The organism is Nocardioides sp. Z40_12 (assembly GCF_058215795.1).
This window is the reverse complement of record NZ_JBZAJA010000003.1, coordinates 210,670-228,889: the sequence shown is the minus strand read 5'-3', so window position 1 is coordinate 228,889 and position 18,220 is coordinate 210,670. Positions and strand designations below refer to the sequence as shown.

At 74.2% G+C, this 18,220-nt stretch carries 16 protein-coding genes and 1 riboswitch; of the genes, 11 read left to right on the top strand and 5 right to left on the bottom strand.

The features are described from left to right. Positions 1-16: 16 nt before the first annotated feature. Positions 17-967: a LysR family transcriptional regulator gene (locus AC4BG9_RS07410; RefSeq protein ID WP_490570437.1), complete on the bottom strand. Its 951-nt coding sequence runs from the start codon at positions 965-967 to the stop codon at positions 17-19. Positions 968-1,071: 104 nt separating this feature from the next. Here AC4BG9_RS07410 and AC4BG9_RS07405 point away from each other — a divergent pair, with 104 nt between their 5' ends. Then, positions 1,072-1,266: a hypothetical protein gene (locus tag AC4BG9_RS07405; protein WP_490570436.1), complete on the top strand. Its 195-nt coding sequence runs from the start codon at positions 1,072-1,074 to the stop codon at positions 1,264-1,266. On the opposite strand, the gene AC4BG9_RS07400 is transcribed toward AC4BG9_RS07405, so the two are convergent. Together AC4BG9_RS07400 and AC4BG9_RS07395 are read right to left on the bottom strand one after the other, a co-directional pair. Continuing rightward, positions 1,256-1,807, bottom strand: a complete 552-nt coding sequence (locus AC4BG9_RS07400; protein WP_490570435.1) for a hypothetical protein — start codon at positions 1,805-1,807, stop codon at positions 1,256-1,258. The two genes, AC4BG9_RS07405 and AC4BG9_RS07400, sit on opposite strands and share 11 nt — an antisense overlap. Beyond that, positions 1,779-3,146: a hypothetical protein gene (locus tag AC4BG9_RS07395; protein ID WP_490570434.1), complete on the bottom strand. Its 1,368-nt coding sequence runs from the start codon at positions 3,144-3,146 to the stop codon at positions 1,779-1,781. The genes AC4BG9_RS07400 and AC4BG9_RS07395 overlap by 29 nt, the downstream gene beginning before the upstream one ends. A 100-nt stretch (positions 3,147-3,246) precedes the next feature. Here AC4BG9_RS07395 and AC4BG9_RS07390 point away from each other — a divergent pair, with 100 nt between their 5' ends. After that, positions 3,247-4,317 carry an MBL fold metallo-hydrolase gene (locus AC4BG9_RS07390; protein WP_490570433.1) on the top strand — a complete coding sequence of 357 codons (1,071 nt, stop codon included), beginning with the start codon at positions 3,247-3,249 and terminating at the stop codon, positions 4,315-4,317. A gap of 20 nt (positions 4,318-4,337) precedes the next feature. On the opposite strand, the gene AC4BG9_RS07385 is transcribed toward AC4BG9_RS07390, so the two are convergent. Next, entirely contained in the window at positions 4,338-5,312 is a 975-nt protein-coding gene (locus AC4BG9_RS07385) for an alpha/beta hydrolase (RefSeq protein WP_490570432.1), read from the bottom strand. Between the two features lie 25 nt (positions 5,313-5,337). On the opposite strand from AC4BG9_RS07385, the gene AC4BG9_RS07380 reads away from it, so the two are divergent. From AC4BG9_RS07380 to AC4BG9_RS07355, 6 genes are all read left to right on the top strand, one after another. Next, positions 5,338-6,306 (top strand): sulfotransferase, encoded by a 969-nt coding sequence (locus AC4BG9_RS07380; protein WP_490570431.1) that lies wholly within the window; start codon positions 5,338-5,340, stop codon positions 6,304-6,306. Positions 6,307-6,312: 6 nt separating this feature from the next. After that, a riboswitch (TPP riboswitch) is annotated at positions 6,313-6,444 on the top strand. After that, positions 6,437-7,495 carry a thiamine ABC transporter substrate-binding protein gene (locus AC4BG9_RS07375; RefSeq protein ID WP_490570430.1) on the top strand — a complete coding sequence of 353 codons (1,059 nt, stop codon included), beginning with the start codon at positions 6,437-6,439 and terminating at the stop codon, positions 7,493-7,495. Its footprint overlaps the riboswitch before it by 8 nt. Positions 7,496-7,502: 7 nt before the next feature. Then, positions 7,503-9,137 carry an ABC transporter permease gene (locus AC4BG9_RS07370; protein WP_490570429.1) on the top strand — a complete coding sequence of 545 codons (1,635 nt, stop codon included), beginning with the start codon at positions 7,503-7,505 and terminating at the stop codon, positions 9,135-9,137. A 1-nt stretch (position 9,138) separates the two neighbouring features. Continuing rightward, positions 9,139-10,170 (top strand): ABC transporter ATP-binding protein, encoded by a 1,032-nt coding sequence (locus tag AC4BG9_RS07365; RefSeq protein ID WP_490570428.1) that lies wholly within the window; start codon positions 9,139-9,141, stop codon positions 10,168-10,170. Positions 10,171-10,179: 9 nt separating this feature from the next. Beyond that, positions 10,180-11,256 (top strand): phosphatase PAP2 family protein, encoded by a 1,077-nt coding sequence (locus AC4BG9_RS07360; RefSeq protein WP_490570427.1) that lies wholly within the window; start codon positions 10,180-10,182, stop codon positions 11,254-11,256. Between the two features lie 208 nt (positions 11,257-11,464). Beyond that, positions 11,465-12,898 carry a C40 family peptidase gene (locus AC4BG9_RS07355; RefSeq protein WP_490570426.1) on the top strand — a complete coding sequence of 478 codons (1,434 nt, stop codon included), beginning with the start codon at positions 11,465-11,467 and terminating at the stop codon, positions 12,896-12,898. A gap of 56 nt (positions 12,899-12,954) precedes the next feature. On the opposite strand, the gene AC4BG9_RS07350 is transcribed toward AC4BG9_RS07355, so the two are convergent. Then, positions 12,955-13,836, bottom strand: a complete 882-nt coding sequence (locus tag AC4BG9_RS07350) for a sulfotransferase domain-containing protein (protein ID WP_490570425.1) — start codon at positions 13,834-13,836, stop codon at positions 12,955-12,957. Positions 13,837-13,954: 118 nt separating this feature from the next. Between AC4BG9_RS07350 and AC4BG9_RS07345 the strand changes: the two genes are divergently transcribed. From AC4BG9_RS07345 to AC4BG9_RS07335, 3 genes are all read left to right on the top strand, one after another. Beyond that, positions 13,955-15,970 (top strand): acyl-CoA dehydrogenase family protein, encoded by a 2,016-nt coding sequence (locus AC4BG9_RS07345; RefSeq protein ID WP_490570424.1) that lies wholly within the window; start codon positions 13,955-13,957, stop codon positions 15,968-15,970. Continuing rightward, positions 15,967-16,584 carry a hypothetical protein gene (locus AC4BG9_RS07340; protein WP_490570423.1) on the top strand — a complete coding sequence of 206 codons (618 nt, stop codon included), beginning with the start codon at positions 15,967-15,969 and terminating at the stop codon, positions 16,582-16,584. Before AC4BG9_RS07345 ends, AC4BG9_RS07340 begins: the two co-directional genes overlap by 4 nt. 314 nt (positions 16,585-16,898) lie before the next feature. Next, entirely contained in the window at positions 16,899-18,191 is a 1,293-nt protein-coding gene (locus AC4BG9_RS07335) for an HNH endonuclease signature motif containing protein (protein ID WP_490570422.1), read from the top strand. Positions 18,192-18,220 lie beyond the last annotated feature (29 nt).

The window sequence follows — 18,220 nt, the reverse complement described above, 5'->3', positions numbered from 1 at the left end:
CGGCCGGCGGCGCCGTTCACCGGGTGCCGGTCACCGGGTGACCGCGCGGCGTCAGCGGCTCGGTGAGGGACTGGATCCGGCGGGTCGCCAGCTCGATCATCAGCCGGGTCGCGGGCGAGAGCGTCGCCCCCTTGCGGTGCGCGATCGCCAGGGTGTCCCACTGCCGGGGGCGCAGCGAGACCCACCCCGCGTCCGGGGCGAGCCGAGGCACTAGGGCCTCGGCGACCCCGCGCTGGACGACGGTGTCCACGTGCCCCATGCCGACCAGCTCGACGGCGGTCTCCACGTCCTCGACCTCGATCCGGGTCCGGGGGTTGGCCCCCACCTCGTGGAGCATCTGGCGCAGCAGGGTGCGGGCGGAGTCGACCCCTCGCCAGGTGGTCTCGGCCAGCACCAGCGAGGCCTGGGAGAGGCGCAGCGCGGTCACCGGCGCCTCCAGCCGGCCCGGGTCGGCACTGACGTAGACCAGCTCGTCGCGCGCCACCGGCGTCACCTCCAGACCTTCGCTGCTCACCGCGGGGACCGCGATCATCGCCGCCTCCAGCCGCCCTCGGCGCAGCTCGTCCTGGACGTCGCTGGAGTTCTGGCCGATGAGCTCGACCCGGACCCCGGGGTGGCGGGAGACGAAGTCGGCGACCAGGTCGGCGCCGCCGTAGAGGCGGGCGGTGCCGAACATGCCGAACCGGATGGTGCCTGTCTCCAGGGAGACCGAGCTCTCCACCGCTCGCCTGGCGTCGTCCGCGGCGGCCAGCACCCGCTCGGCGTGCGGGCGCAGCTCCTCGCCGGCGTCGGTGGGCAGCACCCCGCGGCCGACGCGGTGGAAGAGCGGGGTGCCGAGGGTGCGCTCCAGGGCCCGCAGCTGCTCGGAGACCGAGGGTTGGGCGTAGCCGAGCTCCTCGGCCGCGGCGGTGATCGAGCCCTGCTCGTAGACGGCCAGGAAGCAGGTGAGCTGGTGCATCGAGAGCATAGGGAAGTCCTTTGGATGCCAGAGACAGCACAGGCTACCCCTATGAGACCCGGCGACGGAGAATGGCGGTGAACCCGTCTGCCGACCGCCTCGAGGAGGTACCCATGCTGTTCACCCACCACTGCTCCGCGTGCGACAAGGTGCAGCTGATCTTCCCGAGCCTCGGTCACGCCGTCCGGGAGACCCCCGCCGGGCCCGAGCTGGCCTTCACCTGCTGGTGCGGCGCCGAGCAGCGCCACGTCCTGAGCGACGACCTGGACGGCCTCGCCGCGCGCGGCGAGGTCGAGCTCATCGCCTGACGTGCCACAGGCCGTCGCTCCCCGAGGGGGTCGACCTGGCCAGGTGGGCGCGCACGCCCTGGTGCGGCACCCACGGCTGTGACCGGGTGGGCGGGTAGACCTCCACCCGCTCGAGCACCGTGCTCCAGTCCGGGTCCGTGGCGACCCGGGCCGCGACCAGTGCCCCGGCCATCGACTCCTCGAGCACCCACAGGTGGTCGAACTCGCGGCGGGTGTCGGACCACAGGGAGTCCCAGCTGCGCCGCTGGGCGTAGGCCGCGCCGTGCAGCTTGGCCTTCACCTGGTTGAGGGCCAGCTCGAAGCGACGGCTCTGCTGGACGAACCCCCGGGAGATCCCGTCGCCGTCCTCCAGCTGGTGGCGCACCGGCGGCACCAGAACCGCGAGGACGGCGGCGTTGTGCCGGGAGGTGGCGGTCAGGAACCGGTCGATGACGGGGTAGCCGTCACGGGGCTCCTTCGCCGTGTGGGCGACCTCCGCCCGGGCCAGCCGGTCCTCGAGGACGCGGTGGCTCTCACGTAGGTGGGGGAGGAGGGTGTCCATGTGAGGTCTTTTCTGTGACGCCGGCCACAGGGGTTTCCTCAAGTGTGCGCTCGCCCTGGGTGGAGGACAAGACGGTCCCTTCTCCCCGGGCCACAGGTCCCGGAGCCTGTCCGCGGCCGGCCCGCCACCCGGCCACGGCGGCCACCAGCGCCGCCAGCGCCAGCAGGGAGAGGCTCCCCGGCACCACCGCCACCCCGAGGGTCGCCGCGAGCTCGCCGCGGCCGCGCTCGCCCCAGACCTGACCCTCCGCGCTGCCCGAGCCGGAGACCCGGGTGGCCAGCCCCAGGAGGGGCACCGCCACCGCGAGCAGGCCCAGCCAGCGCAGCAGGTCGCCGGGGACCGCGCCCGGGTGGGCGGAGGTGCGCACCACTCGCCGCGCCGAGAGCCACAGCACGACGACGGTGAGCGGGACGGCGGCCCACAGCCCCGGCTCCAGCTGCGTCCAGTGGCCGAGGCGCTCGTGGAAGCTGCCGATGGCCACGTCGAGGTCGCCCGAGGCGGTGCCGTCCACCGTGCGGCCGGCGGGGCCGAGCGCGCCGAGCGCCAGCACGGCCCAGCCCCAGTTGGCCACCAGGGCCAGCAGCAGCCCGATCCCGCTGGCCGTCTCCAGGTCGCCGGTGAGGTCGCCGGCGGCGTTCTGCTCACCGCCCGCCAGCATCAGCAGCCCGGCGAGCCCGGCCGCCGGGAGGAGCAGGACCAGCGTCACCAGGCCGCGCAGCGGAGCCCGCAGCCGGTCGCCCCAGCCGGCCACCCGGGGAGACCAGCCGTCGCGGCGCAGCAGCGCGACCGCGGCGAGCACCGCGAAGGTGACCGCGAAGGTGCCCAGCGGGGCCTGCCAGGCCACCACCCGCGCCTGCCCGTCGACCTGGTCGGCGTCGCCCTCGGCGATCCAGCCCAGCGCCACCAGGATGCCGCCGGAGCCGCTGCGCGAGGCGAGACCCACGGCCAGCACCACGGCCGCCAGCAGGCATGCGGCCCGGGCCGCGTCGACCAGCGCCGGGAGGCCCCCGGCGGCGTCGCGCGTCGTACGCCGGAAGGAGAGGGCCGCGGTGGCGGTCGCGAGCAGCGTCAGGGTGGCCGGCACCACCCGGGCGCTGCCCTCGGCGGTGCCGGAGACGACCACGAAGCTGCCGCTCATCCACCCCTCGACGCCCGCGCCGAAGGCTCCGGTGACCAGGGCCCCCGCGGTGGTGAGCAGCTGGCCGGTCGACATCGACTCGGTGGCGATCAGCCAGGCCAGCAGCAGCGCCGCCGCCAGCGTCACCACCGAGGTGACCGCGGCCACCCGCGCGGCGCGGCGCCACGAGGCGAGCTGGCCGGCGGAGCGGGCGTCAGACATGCCTGACAGGGTGCCCCACCCTCCGCCGTGCCGTCCGGAGAAACCCACACCCTGAGACCCCTGACCCACCGACCGACCACGGACGCCCCCTAGATTGGGGATGGTGCAGACACCCGCCTCGACCGCCGCCGCCGTCTCCCCCGACTCCGGGGAGCACTGGACCGCAGAGGGGGCCTGGCCGGTGGCCCCCGGCGTCTTCCGCATCCCCCTGCCCCTGCCGAACGACGGGCTCCGCGCGATCAACGTCTATGCGATCGAGACGCCCGACGGCCTGACCCTGGTCGACGGCGGCTGGGCGCTCGAGGCGTCCCGGGAGGTCCTGGACCGCTCGCTGAAGGCGATCGACCGCACGGTCGCCGACATCGGCTCCTTCCTGGTCACCCACGTGCACCGCGACCACTACACCCAGGCGGTCGCGCTGCGCGCCGAGACAGGTGCTCGGATCAGCCTCGGGCTCGCCGAGCGGCCGTCGCTGGAGGCCATCCGGGCCGGGTGGCGCGAGGACCCGCACGTGGCGCTGCTGGCCCGGGCCGGCGCCCCGGACCTCGCCCGCCGGTGGGACGAGCTGAACACCGGGCCGACCGAGAACCTCGGGGTGTGGGCCGATCCCGACACCTGGCTGGACCGCGACCTGACCCTGAGCGTGGGGGAGCGGACCCTGGACGCGGTGCACACCCCCGGTCACACCCAGGGCCACTACGTCTTCGCCGAGCGGGACGCCGGGCTGCTGTTCGCCGGCGACCACGTGCTCCCGACGATCACCCCCTCCATCGGCTTCGAGGGCGTCCCGCCGGAGCAGCCGTTGGGCGACTTCCTCGCCTCGCTGGCCAAGGTGCGGGGGCTGCCCGACCTGCGGCTGCTGCCCGCCCACGGCCCCGTCGCCGGCTCCACCCACGCCCGCGTCGACGAGCTGCTCGCCCACCACGAGGAGCGGCTGGCGCTGTGCCGGGCCGCCTTCGGCGCCGCGGCGGAGCTCACCGCCCACGACGTCGCCGGCCGGCTGCCGTGGACCCGCCACGCGCACGCCTTCGCGACGCTGGACGTCTTCAACTCCGCGCTGGCCACGATGGAGACCAGGGCCCACCTCGAGCTGCTGGTGGTCCGCGGCGAGCTCTCCCGGCACGAGGTGGACGGCACCGAGGTCTACCGGGTCCTGCCCCCGCGGGTCTGAGCGGTCCGGTCAGGCGCCGGTCAGGCGCCGGTCAAGAAGGACCCCACCTGGGCGGTCGCCCGCCGGGCCTCCGGGACCAGCGGCAGCAGCGGGTAGACGTGGAGCAGCCCCGGCTCCTCCACGGTGGTCAGCTCCCAGCCGGCCTGCGCGCCGCGCCGGGCCAGCAGCCGGCAGCCGGGCGCCAGGGTGTCGCGGGTGCCGTAGAGCAGCAGGGCCGGCGGCAGGCCGGCCAGCGAGCCGAGCGCGGGCGAGACCTCGGGCCGGGTCAGGTCCTCCTCGCCGCCCGCCCACCACCGGGCGTAGGCGCGGGTCTTGCCCACGAAGAGCCACGGGTCGTCCCGGCTGGCCAGCGCGGTCTCCTCCGGCGTGGTGTCGGCCAGGTCGACCCAGGGGGAGACGAGGACCAGCCGGGCGGCCACGGGCCCTCCGGCGTCGCGCATCGCCTGCGCCACCGCCAGCGCGTAGCCGCCGCCCGCGGAGTCGCCGCCCAGCACCAGCTCGCCCCCGGTCGCGGCGGCCTCCCGCGCCCAGCGGGTCGCCAGGGCGGTGGTCGCCGCGAACGAGTCGCGCCAGGTGTGCCGGGGCGCCAGCGGGTAGTCGGGCAGCACCAGCCGGGCCCCGGTGGTCGCGGCGAGCCGGCACAGCCACCGCAGGTGGAAGGGGTCCAGCGGGTGGGCGTAGCCGCCGCCGTGCAGGTGGAGCAGCGTCGGCCGGCCGGCCGCGTGGTCGGGCCGGCGCGGCGTCACCACCCAGGTCGGGTAGCCGGCCGAGTCGTCGCGGGCCACACGGAAGCGCCGGTCGAAGCGCGGCACCAGCATGGTCGGCAGCGCCGGGCTGCGGTCCCGGTGGCGGCGCTCGACGGCGGCCCGCTCCTGCTCGGCGTCGACGAGCTCGCCGGTACGCCGCACCCGGGGCAGCGCCCAGGCCAGCAGCCGGTGCCGGCGGCTGGGGCCGGGGCCTGGACGGAAGAGCTCGGAGTGCGGGACGCGGGTCACGGTCGCACCCTAGGCTCAGGCCACCATGACCGAGCCGTCCAGCACGCCGTCCGAGGGTCCCGCGGCAGCCGTGCCGGACCCGCTGGTGCTCTACCTCGCCGGCTGGGGCCGCAGCGGCTCGACGCTGCTGGAGCGGCTGCTGGGAGAGCTCGACGGGGTGACCCTGCTCGGTGAGGTGGTCCACCTCTGGGAGCGCGGTGTGCGCCGCGACGAGCTGTGCGCCTGCGGCGCGGCGTTCTCGGCCTGCCCGTTCTGGACTGCGGTCGGGGAGCGGGCCTTCGGCGGCTGGGGGCGGGTCGACGTCGACCGGGTGGCCCACCTCAAGGAGCAGGTCGACCGGCAGCGCCGGCTGCCCCGCACGCTGCGCCGCCACCCGTCGCCGGCCACCCGCCGCGCGGTGCTCGACTACGCCGGGCACTACCGCGCCGTCTACGCTGCCGCGCGCGAGGTGGCGGGGGGCGCCCGGGTCCTGGTGGACTCCAGCAAGGAGATCCCCACCGCCGTGACCCTCAGCCACCTGCCCGACCTGGACCTGCGGGTGCTGCACGTGCTCCGCGACCCGCGCGGGGTGGCGTACTCCTGGGCCAAGACCGTGGCCCGCCCGGAGGCGGGCGGCGAGCCGATGCCCCGCTTCTCCCCGGCCCGGAGCACCGCCTTGTGGGTCTCGGGCAACCTGACCGTGCAGGCCCTCCCCTGGCGGGGCGCCCCGCTGGCCCGGCTGCGCTACGAGGACCTGGTCGCCGACCCGGCCGGGGCGGTGGCCGCGAGCTGGCAGGCCCTCGGGCTGCCGGGCAGCCCCGCCCTCCCGCTGCTCGGGCCGCACGAGGTCGAGCTGGGGCCCTGCCACTCGGTGGCGGGAAACCCGATGCGCTTCCGGACCGGCCGCACCGAGCTGCGGGCCGACGAGGAGTGGCGCACCGAGATGACGACGCGCGACAGGCGCCTGGTGACCGCCCTGTCCTGGCCGGTGCTGCGCCGCTTCGGCTACCGGTAGTATCGCCGGACCAGACAGGGGAGCACCCGGTGTCGCGACGCGTCGACGACATCCATGTGCTGAGAGTGCGGAGAGAGCCGCAGACCCTCCGAACCTGCACCGGTTAGCACCGGCGAAGGGAGTCAGAGAAGTGAAGACCCATGCCCTCCTCGCGTCCGTGGCGGTGCTGAGCGCGGTCACGGCCGGCTGCAGCGCCCTCGGCGACGACAACGACGACACCGCCGGCGCGGACGAGCGTGACCGGGTCATCCTGGTCACCCACGAGTCCTTCCAGCTGCCCGAGGAGCTGATCGAGGAGTTCAGCGAGCGGCACGACCTCGACCTGATCGTCCGGGCCTCCGGCGACGCCGGCTCCCTGAGCGCCAAGCTCGGGCTGACCAAGGAGAACCCGCTCGGGGACGCCGCCTTCGGCATCGACAACACCTTCGCCTCCCGCGTGCTCGCCGAGGGTGTCTTCGCCCCCTTCGAGGCCCCGCTGCCGGCCGGCGCCGAGGAGTTCGCGCTGCCCGAGGGGGCCGACCGGCTTACCCCGGTCGACGTGGGCCACGTCTGTGTCAACGTCGACGACACCTGGTTCGCCGAGCGGGACGTGAAGCCGCCGCGGACGCTGGCGGACCTCGCCGAGCCGGCGTACCAGGACCTGATGGTGGTGCCGGCCGCCTCGACCTCCTCGGTCGGGATGTCCTTCCTGCTCGCCACCGTGGCGGCCTACGGCGACGAGTGGCCCGTCTACTGGCAGTCGCTGGTCGACAACGGCGTCAAGATCGTCGACGGCTGGAGCGACGCCTACTACACCGACTTCACCCAGGGCGGCGAGGACGGCACCCGCCCGATCGTGCTCTCCTACGACTCCTCGCCGGCGTTCACCGTCCCCGAGGGGAAGAACCGCTCCACCACCAGCGCGCTGCTCGACACCTGTTTCCGCCAGGTCGAGTACGCCGGGGTGCTGGCGGGCGCGTCCAACCCCGAGGGGGCCGAGGCGCTGGTGGAGTTCCTGGTCGGCCGGTCGGTGCAGGAGGCGCTGCCGGAGTCGATGTACGTCTTCCCGGTCGACGCCTCCGTGGAGCTGCCCGAGGCCTGGGCCGCCCACGCCGTCCAGCCCGACGAGCCGTTCACCGTGGCGCCCGAGGAGATCGCGGCCAACCGCGAGCGGTGGCTCCAGGAGTGGACCGAGCTCACCACCCGGTGACCGGGCCGTGACCCGTCGGCTGCTGGCGCTGGCCGCCCTCTCCGCCGGACCGCTGCTGGTGCTCGGCGTCTTCTTCGTGCTGCCGGTGACCGGAATGGTGGCCCGCGGGTTCTGGGTCGACGGCGCCTTCGACCCCGGCGGGGTGCTCGAGGTGCTCCGCCGGCCCCGGGTGCTGCGGGTGCTCTCCTTCACCGTGGGCTCGGCACTGGCCGGGACGCTGCTCTCACTGGTGCTCGGGCTGCCGGCCGCCTACGCGCTCAGCCGGCTCGCCCTGCCGGGGCGCCGGGTGGTCCGCGCCGCGCTGCTGGTGCCGTTCGTGCTCCCCACCGTGGTGGTCGGCGTCGCCTTCCGGGAGCTGCTCGGGGAGTCCGGCCCGCTCGGCTTCCTCGGGCTCGACGGCACGCCGGCGGCGATCGTGCTGGGCCTGGCCTTCTTCAACTCCGCCGTCGTGGTGCGCGGGGTGGGGGCGGCGTGGGAGTCCCTCGACCCGCGCCCGGCCGAGGCCGCTGCGGCCCTCGGTGCCCCCCCGTGGCAGGTGCTGCGCACGGTCACCCTGCCCGCCCTGCGGCCGGCCATCGTCTCCTCGGCGTCGGTGGTCTTCCTCTTCTGCGCGACCGCGTTCGGCATCGTGCTCACCCTCGGCGGGGTCCGCTACGCCACCGTGGAGACCGAGATCTACCTCCTGACCACCACCCTCTTCGACCTGCGGGCGGCGGCCGCCCTCTCGCTCGTCCAGCTGGCGGTGGTGGCCGGGTTGCTCCTGGTGACCGGCCGGCTCCGCGCGACCACGGCGGCGGTCGCCCGGCGTACCGCCCGCGCCCGGCGCCCGGGTCGCCACGACGTCTGGGCGCTGGCGATGACCGGTCTGCTGCTGGCCTTCGTCGCCGCCCCGCTGGTCACCCTGGTGCTGGGCTCGCTGCGGGTCGGCGGCGCCTGGAGCCTGGACAACTACCGCGCCCTGGGTGGGCGTGGCGACGACGGGGCGCTGCTGGTCCCGGTGACCGAGGCGCTGGTCAACTCGCTGCGGATCGCGGTGGACGCCACCTGGATGGCGCTGCTCCTCGGGCTGCTGCTGGCGGTGCTGGTCACCCGGCGCTCCCAGACCCGCACCGAGCGCCGGCTGAGGTCGGGGATGGACGCCCTCTTCATGCTGCCGTTGGGGGTCTCCGCGGTCACCCTGGGCTTCGGCTTCCTCATCACCCTCGACCGGCCGCCGGTCGACCTGCGCGACTCGGCGCTGCTGGTGCCGATCGCCCAGGCGCTGGTGGCCCTGCCCCTGGTGCTGCGCACGCTGGTCCCGGTGCTCGCCGGTGTCGACGACCGGCTGCGGCAGGCGGCCGCCTCGATGGGTGCCGGACCGGTGCGCACCTGGGTCACCGTCGACCTTCCGGTGGTGTGGAAGCCGCTGCTGGCGGCCACCGGGTTCGCCTTCGCGGCGTCGCTGGGCGAGTTCGGGGCTACCTCGTTCCTGGCCCGCGACGACCGCCCCACGGTGCCGGTGGTGATCTTCCGGCTGATCGGCCACCCCGGGCAGATGAACTACGGGATGGCCCTGGCCGCCTCCGTGGTGCTGGCGGCCACCACCGCGCTGGTGATGCTGGCCGTGGAGCGGCTGCGGGTGCCGAGCGTGGGAGCCTTCTGACATGGCCGGCGACCAGCAGGGGCTGCAGCTCGAGGGCGTCGAGGTGCGCTACGACGGCGTGCCCGCCGTGGTCGACGTCGACCTGGAGCTCCCACCGGGCGAGGTGCTCGCCGTGCTCGGCCCCTCGGGCTGCGGCAAGTCGACGCTGCTGCGCGCGGTCGCCGGCCTGGAGCCGGTCACCGCCGGCACGGTCCGCTTCGACGGCGAGGACCTGGGCGGGCGCCCCACCCACCGGCGCGGCTTCGCGCTGATGTTCCAGGACGGCCAGCTCTTCGCCCACCTCGACGTGGCGCGCAACGTCGGCTACGCGCTGCGCCTGGCGCGGCGTCCCCGGGCCGAGGTCGCCCGCCGGGTGGCTGAGCTCCTGGCGCTGGTGGGGCTGGAGGGCTACGGCGCGCGGATGCCGGCGACGCTCTCGGGTGGCGAGCGGCAGCGGGTGGCGCTGGCCCGGGCCCTGGCCGTGCGGCCGCGGCTGCTGCTCCTCGACGAGCCGCTCTCCGCCCTGGACGCCGCGCTGCGCGAGTCGCTGGCCCAGGACCTCCGCGCGATCCTCACGGCTGCGCGGACCACGGCGGTGATGGTCACCCACGACCACGAGGAGGCGTTCACGGTCGCCGACCGCTTGGCGGTGATGTTCCGCGGCCGGGTCGTGCAGGAGGGGCCCATCGGCGCGGTGTGGTCGGCACCCGCCACCCCCGAGACCGCGGTCTTCCTGGGCTACGCCACGGTGCTCACCGGCGCCGCGGCGCACCGGCTGGCCGACGCGGCCGGCCTGCCCCGCGGCGGGGGGCTCGCACTGCGCCGCTCGGCGCTGCGGGTGGCGGCCGACGGCCGGCTGGAGGGGACGGTGACGCTGGCCGCGGCGACCCCGGAGCTGCTCCGGCTCCAGGTCGAGGTGCCGGGCCTGGGGGCGCTGCACGCGGTGGCCCCCCGCGACCTGGGCGTCGCGGTCGGGGACCGGGTGCGCCTCGGTGTCGACGCGAGCCGGCTCGCGCCGGTGCCCGTCCGGGCGCAGCTGCCCGGAACTCTCTAGGATGCGGGGGTGTACCGCCGCGCCCACGTCCTCCTCATCGGAGTCGCGGCCACCATGGGGCTCCTGGCCCTGGTGGCCTCGATCTCCTTGGACCGACCGCTCGTGGACCCCGAGGGGTTCCTGGGCCCGGCCGCCGTCCGCCTGCCGCTGCTGGTCGGGGCGGCGCTGCTGGTCGACATGCTTCCCCGCTACTTCTGGGAGGGCATGGGACACCCTCGCGCCGGCTGGGAGGCGATGAAGAAGCGGTGGCACACCCACTGGAACCGGGAGCGCCTCACCCTCGTGGTGCTCGGCATCGTCTGCTTCTACCTCACCTACGTCAGCTACCGGAACCTCAAGTCGTTCCTGCCGTTCATCATGGGCGACACGAAGTACGACCGCGAGCTCCACGTGCTCGACCGGGCGATGTTCGGCGGCACCGAGCCGGCCGAGGTGCTGCACACGGTCTTCGGCACCAGCTTCAGTGCGTTCTTCCTCTCCACCATCTACCTCTGGTTCCTGCCGCTGGTGCCGATCGGCGTCGCGGTCTTCCTGGTCTGGTCGCGCAACATCACCTTCGGCTACTGGTTCGCCAACTCCCAGGTGCTGATCTGGACGCTGGGGACGGCCTCCTACTACGCGCTGCCCACCCTCGGCCCCGGCTTCCGCTACCCCTGGCTCTACGCCGACCTCCCCGACACCGGCACCAGTGCGTTGATGGAGTCGCTCTTCTACGTGCGCAAGGGGGTGATCCACGACGGGATCGAGGGTGCGGTGCAGTCGGTGGCTGGGTTCGCCAGCCTGCACACCGGCGTCACCCTGCTGGTCGCGCTGATGATCCAGTACACGATGCGCAGCCGCACCCTCAAGATCGTCTTCTGGGTCAACTTCGCGGTGACCGTCGTGGCCACCCTCTACTTCGGCTGGCACTACGTGGCCGACGACATCGCCGGGGTCGCGATCGCGCTGGTCTCCTTCTACGCCGGGGGCCTGGCCGCGGGGCAGAAGTTCACCAAGAGGGGCCTGCTCCTCAACTCGTCCTCGACGTCGTCGCGGGAGACGGTGGACCTGCCGGACGAGGTCGCGGAGCGAATTACACCAGTGTAGTTCGTCAAGGCGACACGCCGGTGTGGCGAAGAAAACTTGAGATTTGTGTTTCCAATGTGACGAAAGCGCACTACCGTGCCTGATGTGTCTCGGGCGGTGGGGAAGCCGCCCGAGGCGCAGCCGACTCGGTGACCCGCCGAGCGGCTGAGCTCCAGGCAGGTCCGGGCGGGCCCACGCAGGCCCCGCCGACCTAGGCGAGGGGAACACCGTGCGCAGGCGACGGCACCACCGCACCCGTGCGCGGCGACAGGTGCCCCTGACCGGTGCCCTGCTGGTGCTGCTCCTGGCGGCGACTCCCGCCGGGGCGACCGACGAGCCCGTGCCGTCCGCCGACGAGGTGGCGGCCGCCGAGCGGGCCACCGACACGGCCGCCCGCGGCGTCGCCGCGGTCCGGGCCGAGCTGGCGCTGGCCGGCCACGCGCTCGACGAGTCGGCGATCCGGGCGGCCCAGGCCGCGGAGACCGCCAACCGCACCGCCTGGGAGCTGACCCAGGCCGAGGCCGCTGCCGAAGCCGCCCGGGTCGCCGCCGCCGCCGCGACCGACGACCTGGCCCGGCAGCAGGAGGCGTACGGCGCGACCCTGGTCCGCTCCTACGAGACGGTCCCGCAGGTGGCGGGGCTGGCCGCCATGGTGGAGGCCGACGGGATCACCGACTACGTGGAGCGCTCGGTCACCACCGCCAACGCCGTCGAGGCGATGGAGGGCTCCTACGACCGCTTCCGGGCGTCCGCGACCTTGGCCGAGGTCGCGGTCACGGGCGCCGAGGACGCCGAGCGGCGCGCCGCCGAGCTCGCCGAGGAGGCGCGGCTGAGCCGGGAGTCGGCGGAGTCCGCCGCCGCCGTGGCCGCCGCCGAGGCGCAGCAGATCGCGGCGCGCAAGGCCGAGCTGGTGGCCGAGCTCGCCACCCTCCAGGGCATCAGCGTGCGGCTCGCCGAGCGGCGTCAGACCCGGCTGGAGCAGCGCGCGGCCGAGGCCGCCGCCCGGGCCGAGGAGCAGCGACGCCGCGAGGAGGCGGCGCAGGCGCGCCGCGCCGAGCGGGAGGCGGAGAAGCAGCGCGCCACCCCGACGCCGGCGCCCACCCCGACGTCCGCGCCGACGCCCACCCCGACCCGCACGCCCACGCCGGCGCCCACCCCGACCCGCAGGCCCGCGCCCACCCCGCCGTCCACGCCGGAGCCCACCCGGACCGCCACACCGACTCCGACAGCCACCCCGACCCCGACCCCGACGCCGACGCCGACGCCGGCCCCCGCTGTGCCGCCCGCGCCGGCCCCCGCCTCGGGCGCCCCGGCCGCGATCGCCTTCGCCACCGCCCAGCTCGGCGAGCCCTACCGCTGGGGTGCTGCCGGCCCCGACGCCTGGGACTGCTCCGGCCTGACCGCGATGGCCTGGGCGGCCGGGGGAGTGGCGCTGCCCCACTACTCCGCGGGTCAGTACGCCGCGTCCACGCCGGTCCGGCCCGCCCAGCTGGCGCCGGGCGACCTGGTCTTCTGGGGCTCGTCGTCGAGCCCGTCCTCGATCTACCACGTGGCGCTCTACGTCGGCGACGGGATGATCGTGCACGCGCCGCGCACCGGCCGGCCCGTGGTCAGGGAGTCGATGTACTACTGGCGCACGCCCAACTTCTACGCGCGCCCCTAGCGTCGCGGGTGCCTAGGGCCGAGCGCCCCTAGCGCGGTGCGGCCCCGGGCGGGCGGTCAGGCCGGGGCGACGCGGGTGGCGAAGCGCGCCGCCAGCTCGCCGGGGTCGAGATCGCCGGCCAGGATCCGCGCCGTGGGCCAGTGCGAGGTGTCGATCCCGGTGAGCCGGGCGAAGAGCGCGAGGTCGTCGGCATAGAGCCGGGCCAGGCCGTCGAGGTCCTCGGCGGTCGGCGCCGTCCCGGGCACCAGCTCGGCCCCGGCGTACCGGTTGCGCAGCGGCGGCCGCTGCTCGAAGCGGGGCAGTCCCAGGTGGTCGGTGACCCGGTCGAGGACCGTGTCGTAGTCGGCCAGCATCTGCCGGAACTCCAGCAGCAGCCACTGGTCCCGGTCGAAGACCTCGAAGCCGTGGGCGAGCTGGGCGCCGTAGAAGCCGCGGGCGATCCCCGAGAGGTGCTTGTAGCGCATCGGCCGCACCCCCTCGGGCAGGCTGGTGGGGAAGGTGGTGGGCCGGAACTCGGTGAGGAAGCCCGGCCAGTCGGGCCAGTCGGGGTGCCGGGTGCGCAGCATCGTCCAGTGCGAGAAGAGCCGCTCCAGCGGGTCGCGGAAGATCGCGATCAGCGGCATGTCCGGCTTGTAGGCCGCCATCCGCTCCAGCGCCTGGGGCCACATCAGGTAGACGGGGGTCGAGTCGCCCACCATCCGGTGGATCCGGGCCCGCTTCGGCGCGGTGTAGTCACGCTCGTAGTCGGGGTCGGCCCAGTCGTACTCCTCGTCGTTGAAGAAGTGCGCCTCCTTGCGCGGGGGGCGGCAGACCAGGGGGTGCTGGCTGATCGTGCCCGACAGGGTGGAGGTGCCGGACTTCTGGGCCCCGACGATCGAGAAGTTGTAGCCCAGCCGACCGAACGGGGTCTCCTCGGGCTCGGGACGGGGGGGAGTCACGGGGCTGAGGCTACCGACCGCCTCCGGTACGGGCGCAGTGCGCCACCCGGTGCCGTGGCGGTACAGACCACTCCCGCCCCACGAATCCCTCTGCCTACTCGCGGGTACCGTCGGGGACATGACAGCCCAGAGCCTCTCCCCCGCCCAGGCCGCTGCCGCCGAGGAATCCGTCCAGGACAAGGGATACCGCCAGCCGGTCGTCGACGTCGAGGCGCTGACCCGCCTGCTGGACGGTAGGTACGGCGAGGTGCGCCAGCTCGTCCGCGACAACCTGGTCGACCACGCCGGCCTGCTCGCCGAGGCCGAGGAGCTGGACAGCGAAGCGTTCCGCGAGCGGGTCAAGGACGTCGTCCTCGAGCTCGCGGCCACGGGGCAGACCGGGATGGGACTGCCGCAGGAGTACGGCGGAGGCGGCGACGTCGGGGCCTCCATCGCCGCCTTCGAGACCCTCGCGCTCGGCGACCTCTCGGTGCTGGTCAAGGTCGGCGTGCAGTTCGGCCTCTTCGGCGGGGCGATCCTCCAGCTCGGCACGCAGGAGCACCACGAGCGCTGGATGGCCGACATCATCAGCGGGCGGCTGATGGGCTCCTTCGCGATGACCGAGACCGGGCACGGCTCCAACGTGCAGGCGCTGGGCACCGTCGCGGTCTACGACCCCGAGACGGCCGAGTTCGTGATCACCACCCCCGACGAGGCCTCCCGCAAGGACTACATCGGCAACGCCGCCCGGCACGCCGAGCTGGCCGTGGTCTTCGCCCAGCTCGAGGTGGCCGGCGAGCGGCACGGCGTGCACGCCTTCGTCGTCCCCGTCCGGGTCGACGGCGAGCCCGCTCCCGGCGTCCGGATCGAGGACTGCGGCGCCAAGATGGGGCTCAACGGCGTCGACAACGGACGCTTCTGGTTCGACGGCGTCCGGGTGCCCCGCGCCAACCTGCTCAACAAGTTCGCCGAGGTCAGCGAGGACGGCGTCTACAGCAGCCCGATCGAGAGCCCCGGCCGGCGCTTCTTCACCATGCTGGGCACCCTCGTGCAGGGTCGCGTCTCGGTCGGCGGCGCGGCGATCAACGCCGCCAAGGTGGCGCTGGCCATCGCCGTGAAGTACGCCGACAAGCGGCGCCAGTTCGAGGCCGCCGACCCCGACAGCGAGCAGCTCCTCCTCGACTACGGCATGCACCAGCGCCGGCTGCTGCCGCTGCTCGCGGAGAACTACGCCATGCACTTCGCCCAGGAGGTGGTCGCCGGCCAGCTCCACGACGTCTTCTCCGGCATCACCGACGACCCGGAGACCCGGCGGCTGCTGGAGTCGCGGGCCGCGGGCACCAAGGCCTACGGCACCTGGCACGCCACCCGCACCATCCAGGAGTGCCGCGAGGCCTGCGGCGGTGCGGGCTACCTGTCGACCAACCGGTTCCACGCCCTCAAGGCCGACACCGACGTCTTCACCACCTTCGAGGGCGACAACCACGTCCTGCTCCAGCTGGTCGCCAAGGGCCTGCTCACCGACTACGCCGGCGAGTTCGAGGAGATGGACCAGTTCGGGATGGTCCGCTTCGTCACCGGCCTCGCCGTCGAGACGGTGCTGGAGAAGAGCGCGGTCCACAAGCTGCTCGAGCGGATCAAGGACGTGCTGCCCGGCGGTGACGAGTGGGACCAGGAGGCCGGCCTGCTCGACCCCAACTACCAGCTGGCGATGCTCCGCTTCCGCGAGGAGCACATGCTCGGCGGGGTGGCCCGGCGCCTCAAGGCGGGGGTCGACGGGGGCGGCAACCCCGGCGAGGTCTTCTCCCGCGTCCAGGACCACGTGATCGCCACCGCCCGCGCCCACGTGGAGCGGCTGGTCCTCGAGGCGTTCGTGACCAAGGCCGCCGAGCTGCCCGAGGGTGACAACAAGGTCGCGCTCAACCTGCTCTGCGACCTCTACGCCCTCTCCCGCATCGAGGCCGACCGGGCCTGGTTCATGGAGCACGGCCGGCTCTCCATCGCCCGGAGCAAGGCGATCACCCGCGAGGTCACCAGCCTGTGCCGCAAGATCCGTCCGATCGCGGTCGACCTGGTCGACGCCTTCGGCATCCCGCGCGTCCTGCTGCGCTCTGAGGAGCTGCTGGCCGACGAGGCCGTGGGGGTCGACCGATGACCTTCGGCGGGCTGCCCGTCCGGTGGGAGCCGGAGGGCCCGAGCCGGGGGCTGGCGCTGGTCCTGCCGGGGCGCGCCTACGCCCCCAGCGCCCCGCTGCTGGAGTTCGCCCGCCGTGCGCTGCTGCAGCACGGCTTCACCGTGCGGCAGGTCTGGTGGGACACCACGGCGATGACCCCGGCCGACAACGACGCGCCCGAGGCCTGGGTGCGGCGGCACGTCGAGGAGGCGCTGGTCGAGGAAGGGCTGGCCGAGGAAGGAGTGGTCGGAGCGGGGGACGGCCGGGTGCTCGTGGTCGGCAAGTCGCTCGGCACCTTCGCCGCGTCGTACGCCGCGGAGCGCGGCCTCGACGCCCTCTGGCTCACCCCGCTGCTGACGCGGCCGGAGGTGGCGGAGGCGATCGCCTCCAACACCGGGCGACAGATGCTGGTCGGAGGGCTGGCCGACGAGGCCTGGGACGCCGACGTGGCGGCCGAGCTGGTGCGCAGCGGTCACGACGTCCTGGAGATCCCGGGGGCGGACCACTCGATGAGCACCCGGGACGCGGTGCGGTCGGCGGAGATCCAGTACGCCGTGGCCGAGGCGACGGAGCTCTTCCTGCGCCGACTGGACTGACCGCTCCCTGCCGGCTGGTCACGGCTCCTCCAGCTGGGTGTGTCCCGGCAGCCGCCTGACGCGCTCATGCGAACCGCACTCATCGCGGCAGATCCGGAGGTTCTCAGTCGACGGTTTCGCGGCGCATGTACACCCACTCTTGGTTGTCGCAGGGGCAGATCGCCTCGATCGTGGGGGAGCACAAGTCGACGATCTGCCGTGAGCTGGCCAGGAGCTTCTCAGCGCCGGGGGCCCCGGGAAAGTGGCCGGCTAGTTATCGCACATGCTATCGAATACAGTCCAGAACTGTCGGTGGTCCTCCGTAGGTTGTGGGTATGAGCCGGCCGGTGATCCCCGAGGAGACGCACCCCGTCCTGGGCTGCGCGGCGGTGATCGAGGCGGCGCTCAGCGAGGTGGCCGTCCTGGATCCGGTCTTCATGAGCGTCGCCGCGAAGCGCGAGGCGCTGGTGGTCCTGGACCGGTTGGTGTCCAGGGTGACCGCACTCCAGACCCGGGTCGTCGCGGCCTCCGAGGACGTCGCGGCCGCTGAAGGTCACCGCGACGTCGCGTCCTGGCTCCTTCACCGGACCCGCCGCGACCGGCACCACCACCGTCGGCTCCTACGCCTCGCCCGGGCCTGCGACGAGCGGTGGCACGACCTCGGCGCCGCCCTGGAGACGGGTGCGGTCAACACCGACCAGGGACAGGTGATCGCCCGGGCGCTGGACGACCTCGACCGCGTGCTCGGCGACCTCGCCGCCGACCCCCGGATCAGCCCGGCCCTCACGCCCGATCGTCGGGCCGAGGTGCTTTCCCTGGCCCAGGAGCACCTGCTCCGGGAGGCCGCGACCTTCGGGCCGCGTGACCTGGCCCGGATCGGCGCGAAGATCCTCCACGTCATCGCCCCGCACCTCGACGAGGATGCTGAGGGCAAGAAACTGGCCGACGAGGATCGCCACGCCCGACGCGTCACGACCCTGTCCACCCAGAGCCTCGGCGACGGGACCACGCTGGTCAAGGCCCGCGTCCCGGACCACGTCGCGGCCCGGCTGGTCACTACCTTGGAGGCGTTCACCAACCCGCGTGGAGGAGCGAGCGACGGCACCGGGGAGCGGCTGCCCTACGACCTGCGGCTCGGCCAGGCCTTCTGCTCCCTGCTCGAGGGGCTCGACCCCGGCCGGCTGCCGATCCACGGCGGGAACGCCACCCAGCTCGTCATCACGATGCAGCTCTCGGACCTTCTCGAGGGCCTGGGTGCGGGCACCCTGGCCGACGGGCAGGCGATCAGTGCCGGTCAGGTGCGCCGGCTCGCCTGCACCGCCGACCTGGTCCCCGCCGTCCTCGGCACCCGGTCCGAGCCCCTCGACCTCGGCCGCACCGCCCGGCTCTTCTCCCCGGGCCAACGCAAGGCCCTCGCCCTGCGCGACCGGCACTGCCGAGCCGAGGGGTGCACCATCCCCGCCACCTGGTGCGAGGCCCACCACCTCACTCCCTGGATCCGGTGGGGCCCCACGGACCTCGACAACGGACTCCTGCTCTGTTCGCACCACCATCACCGCATCCACGACGACCGCTACCTGACCAAGCGCCTCCCCAACGGCGATATCCGCTATGCCCGACGCAGATAGCCGTCGACCTGTCACAGATCGACCGTGGG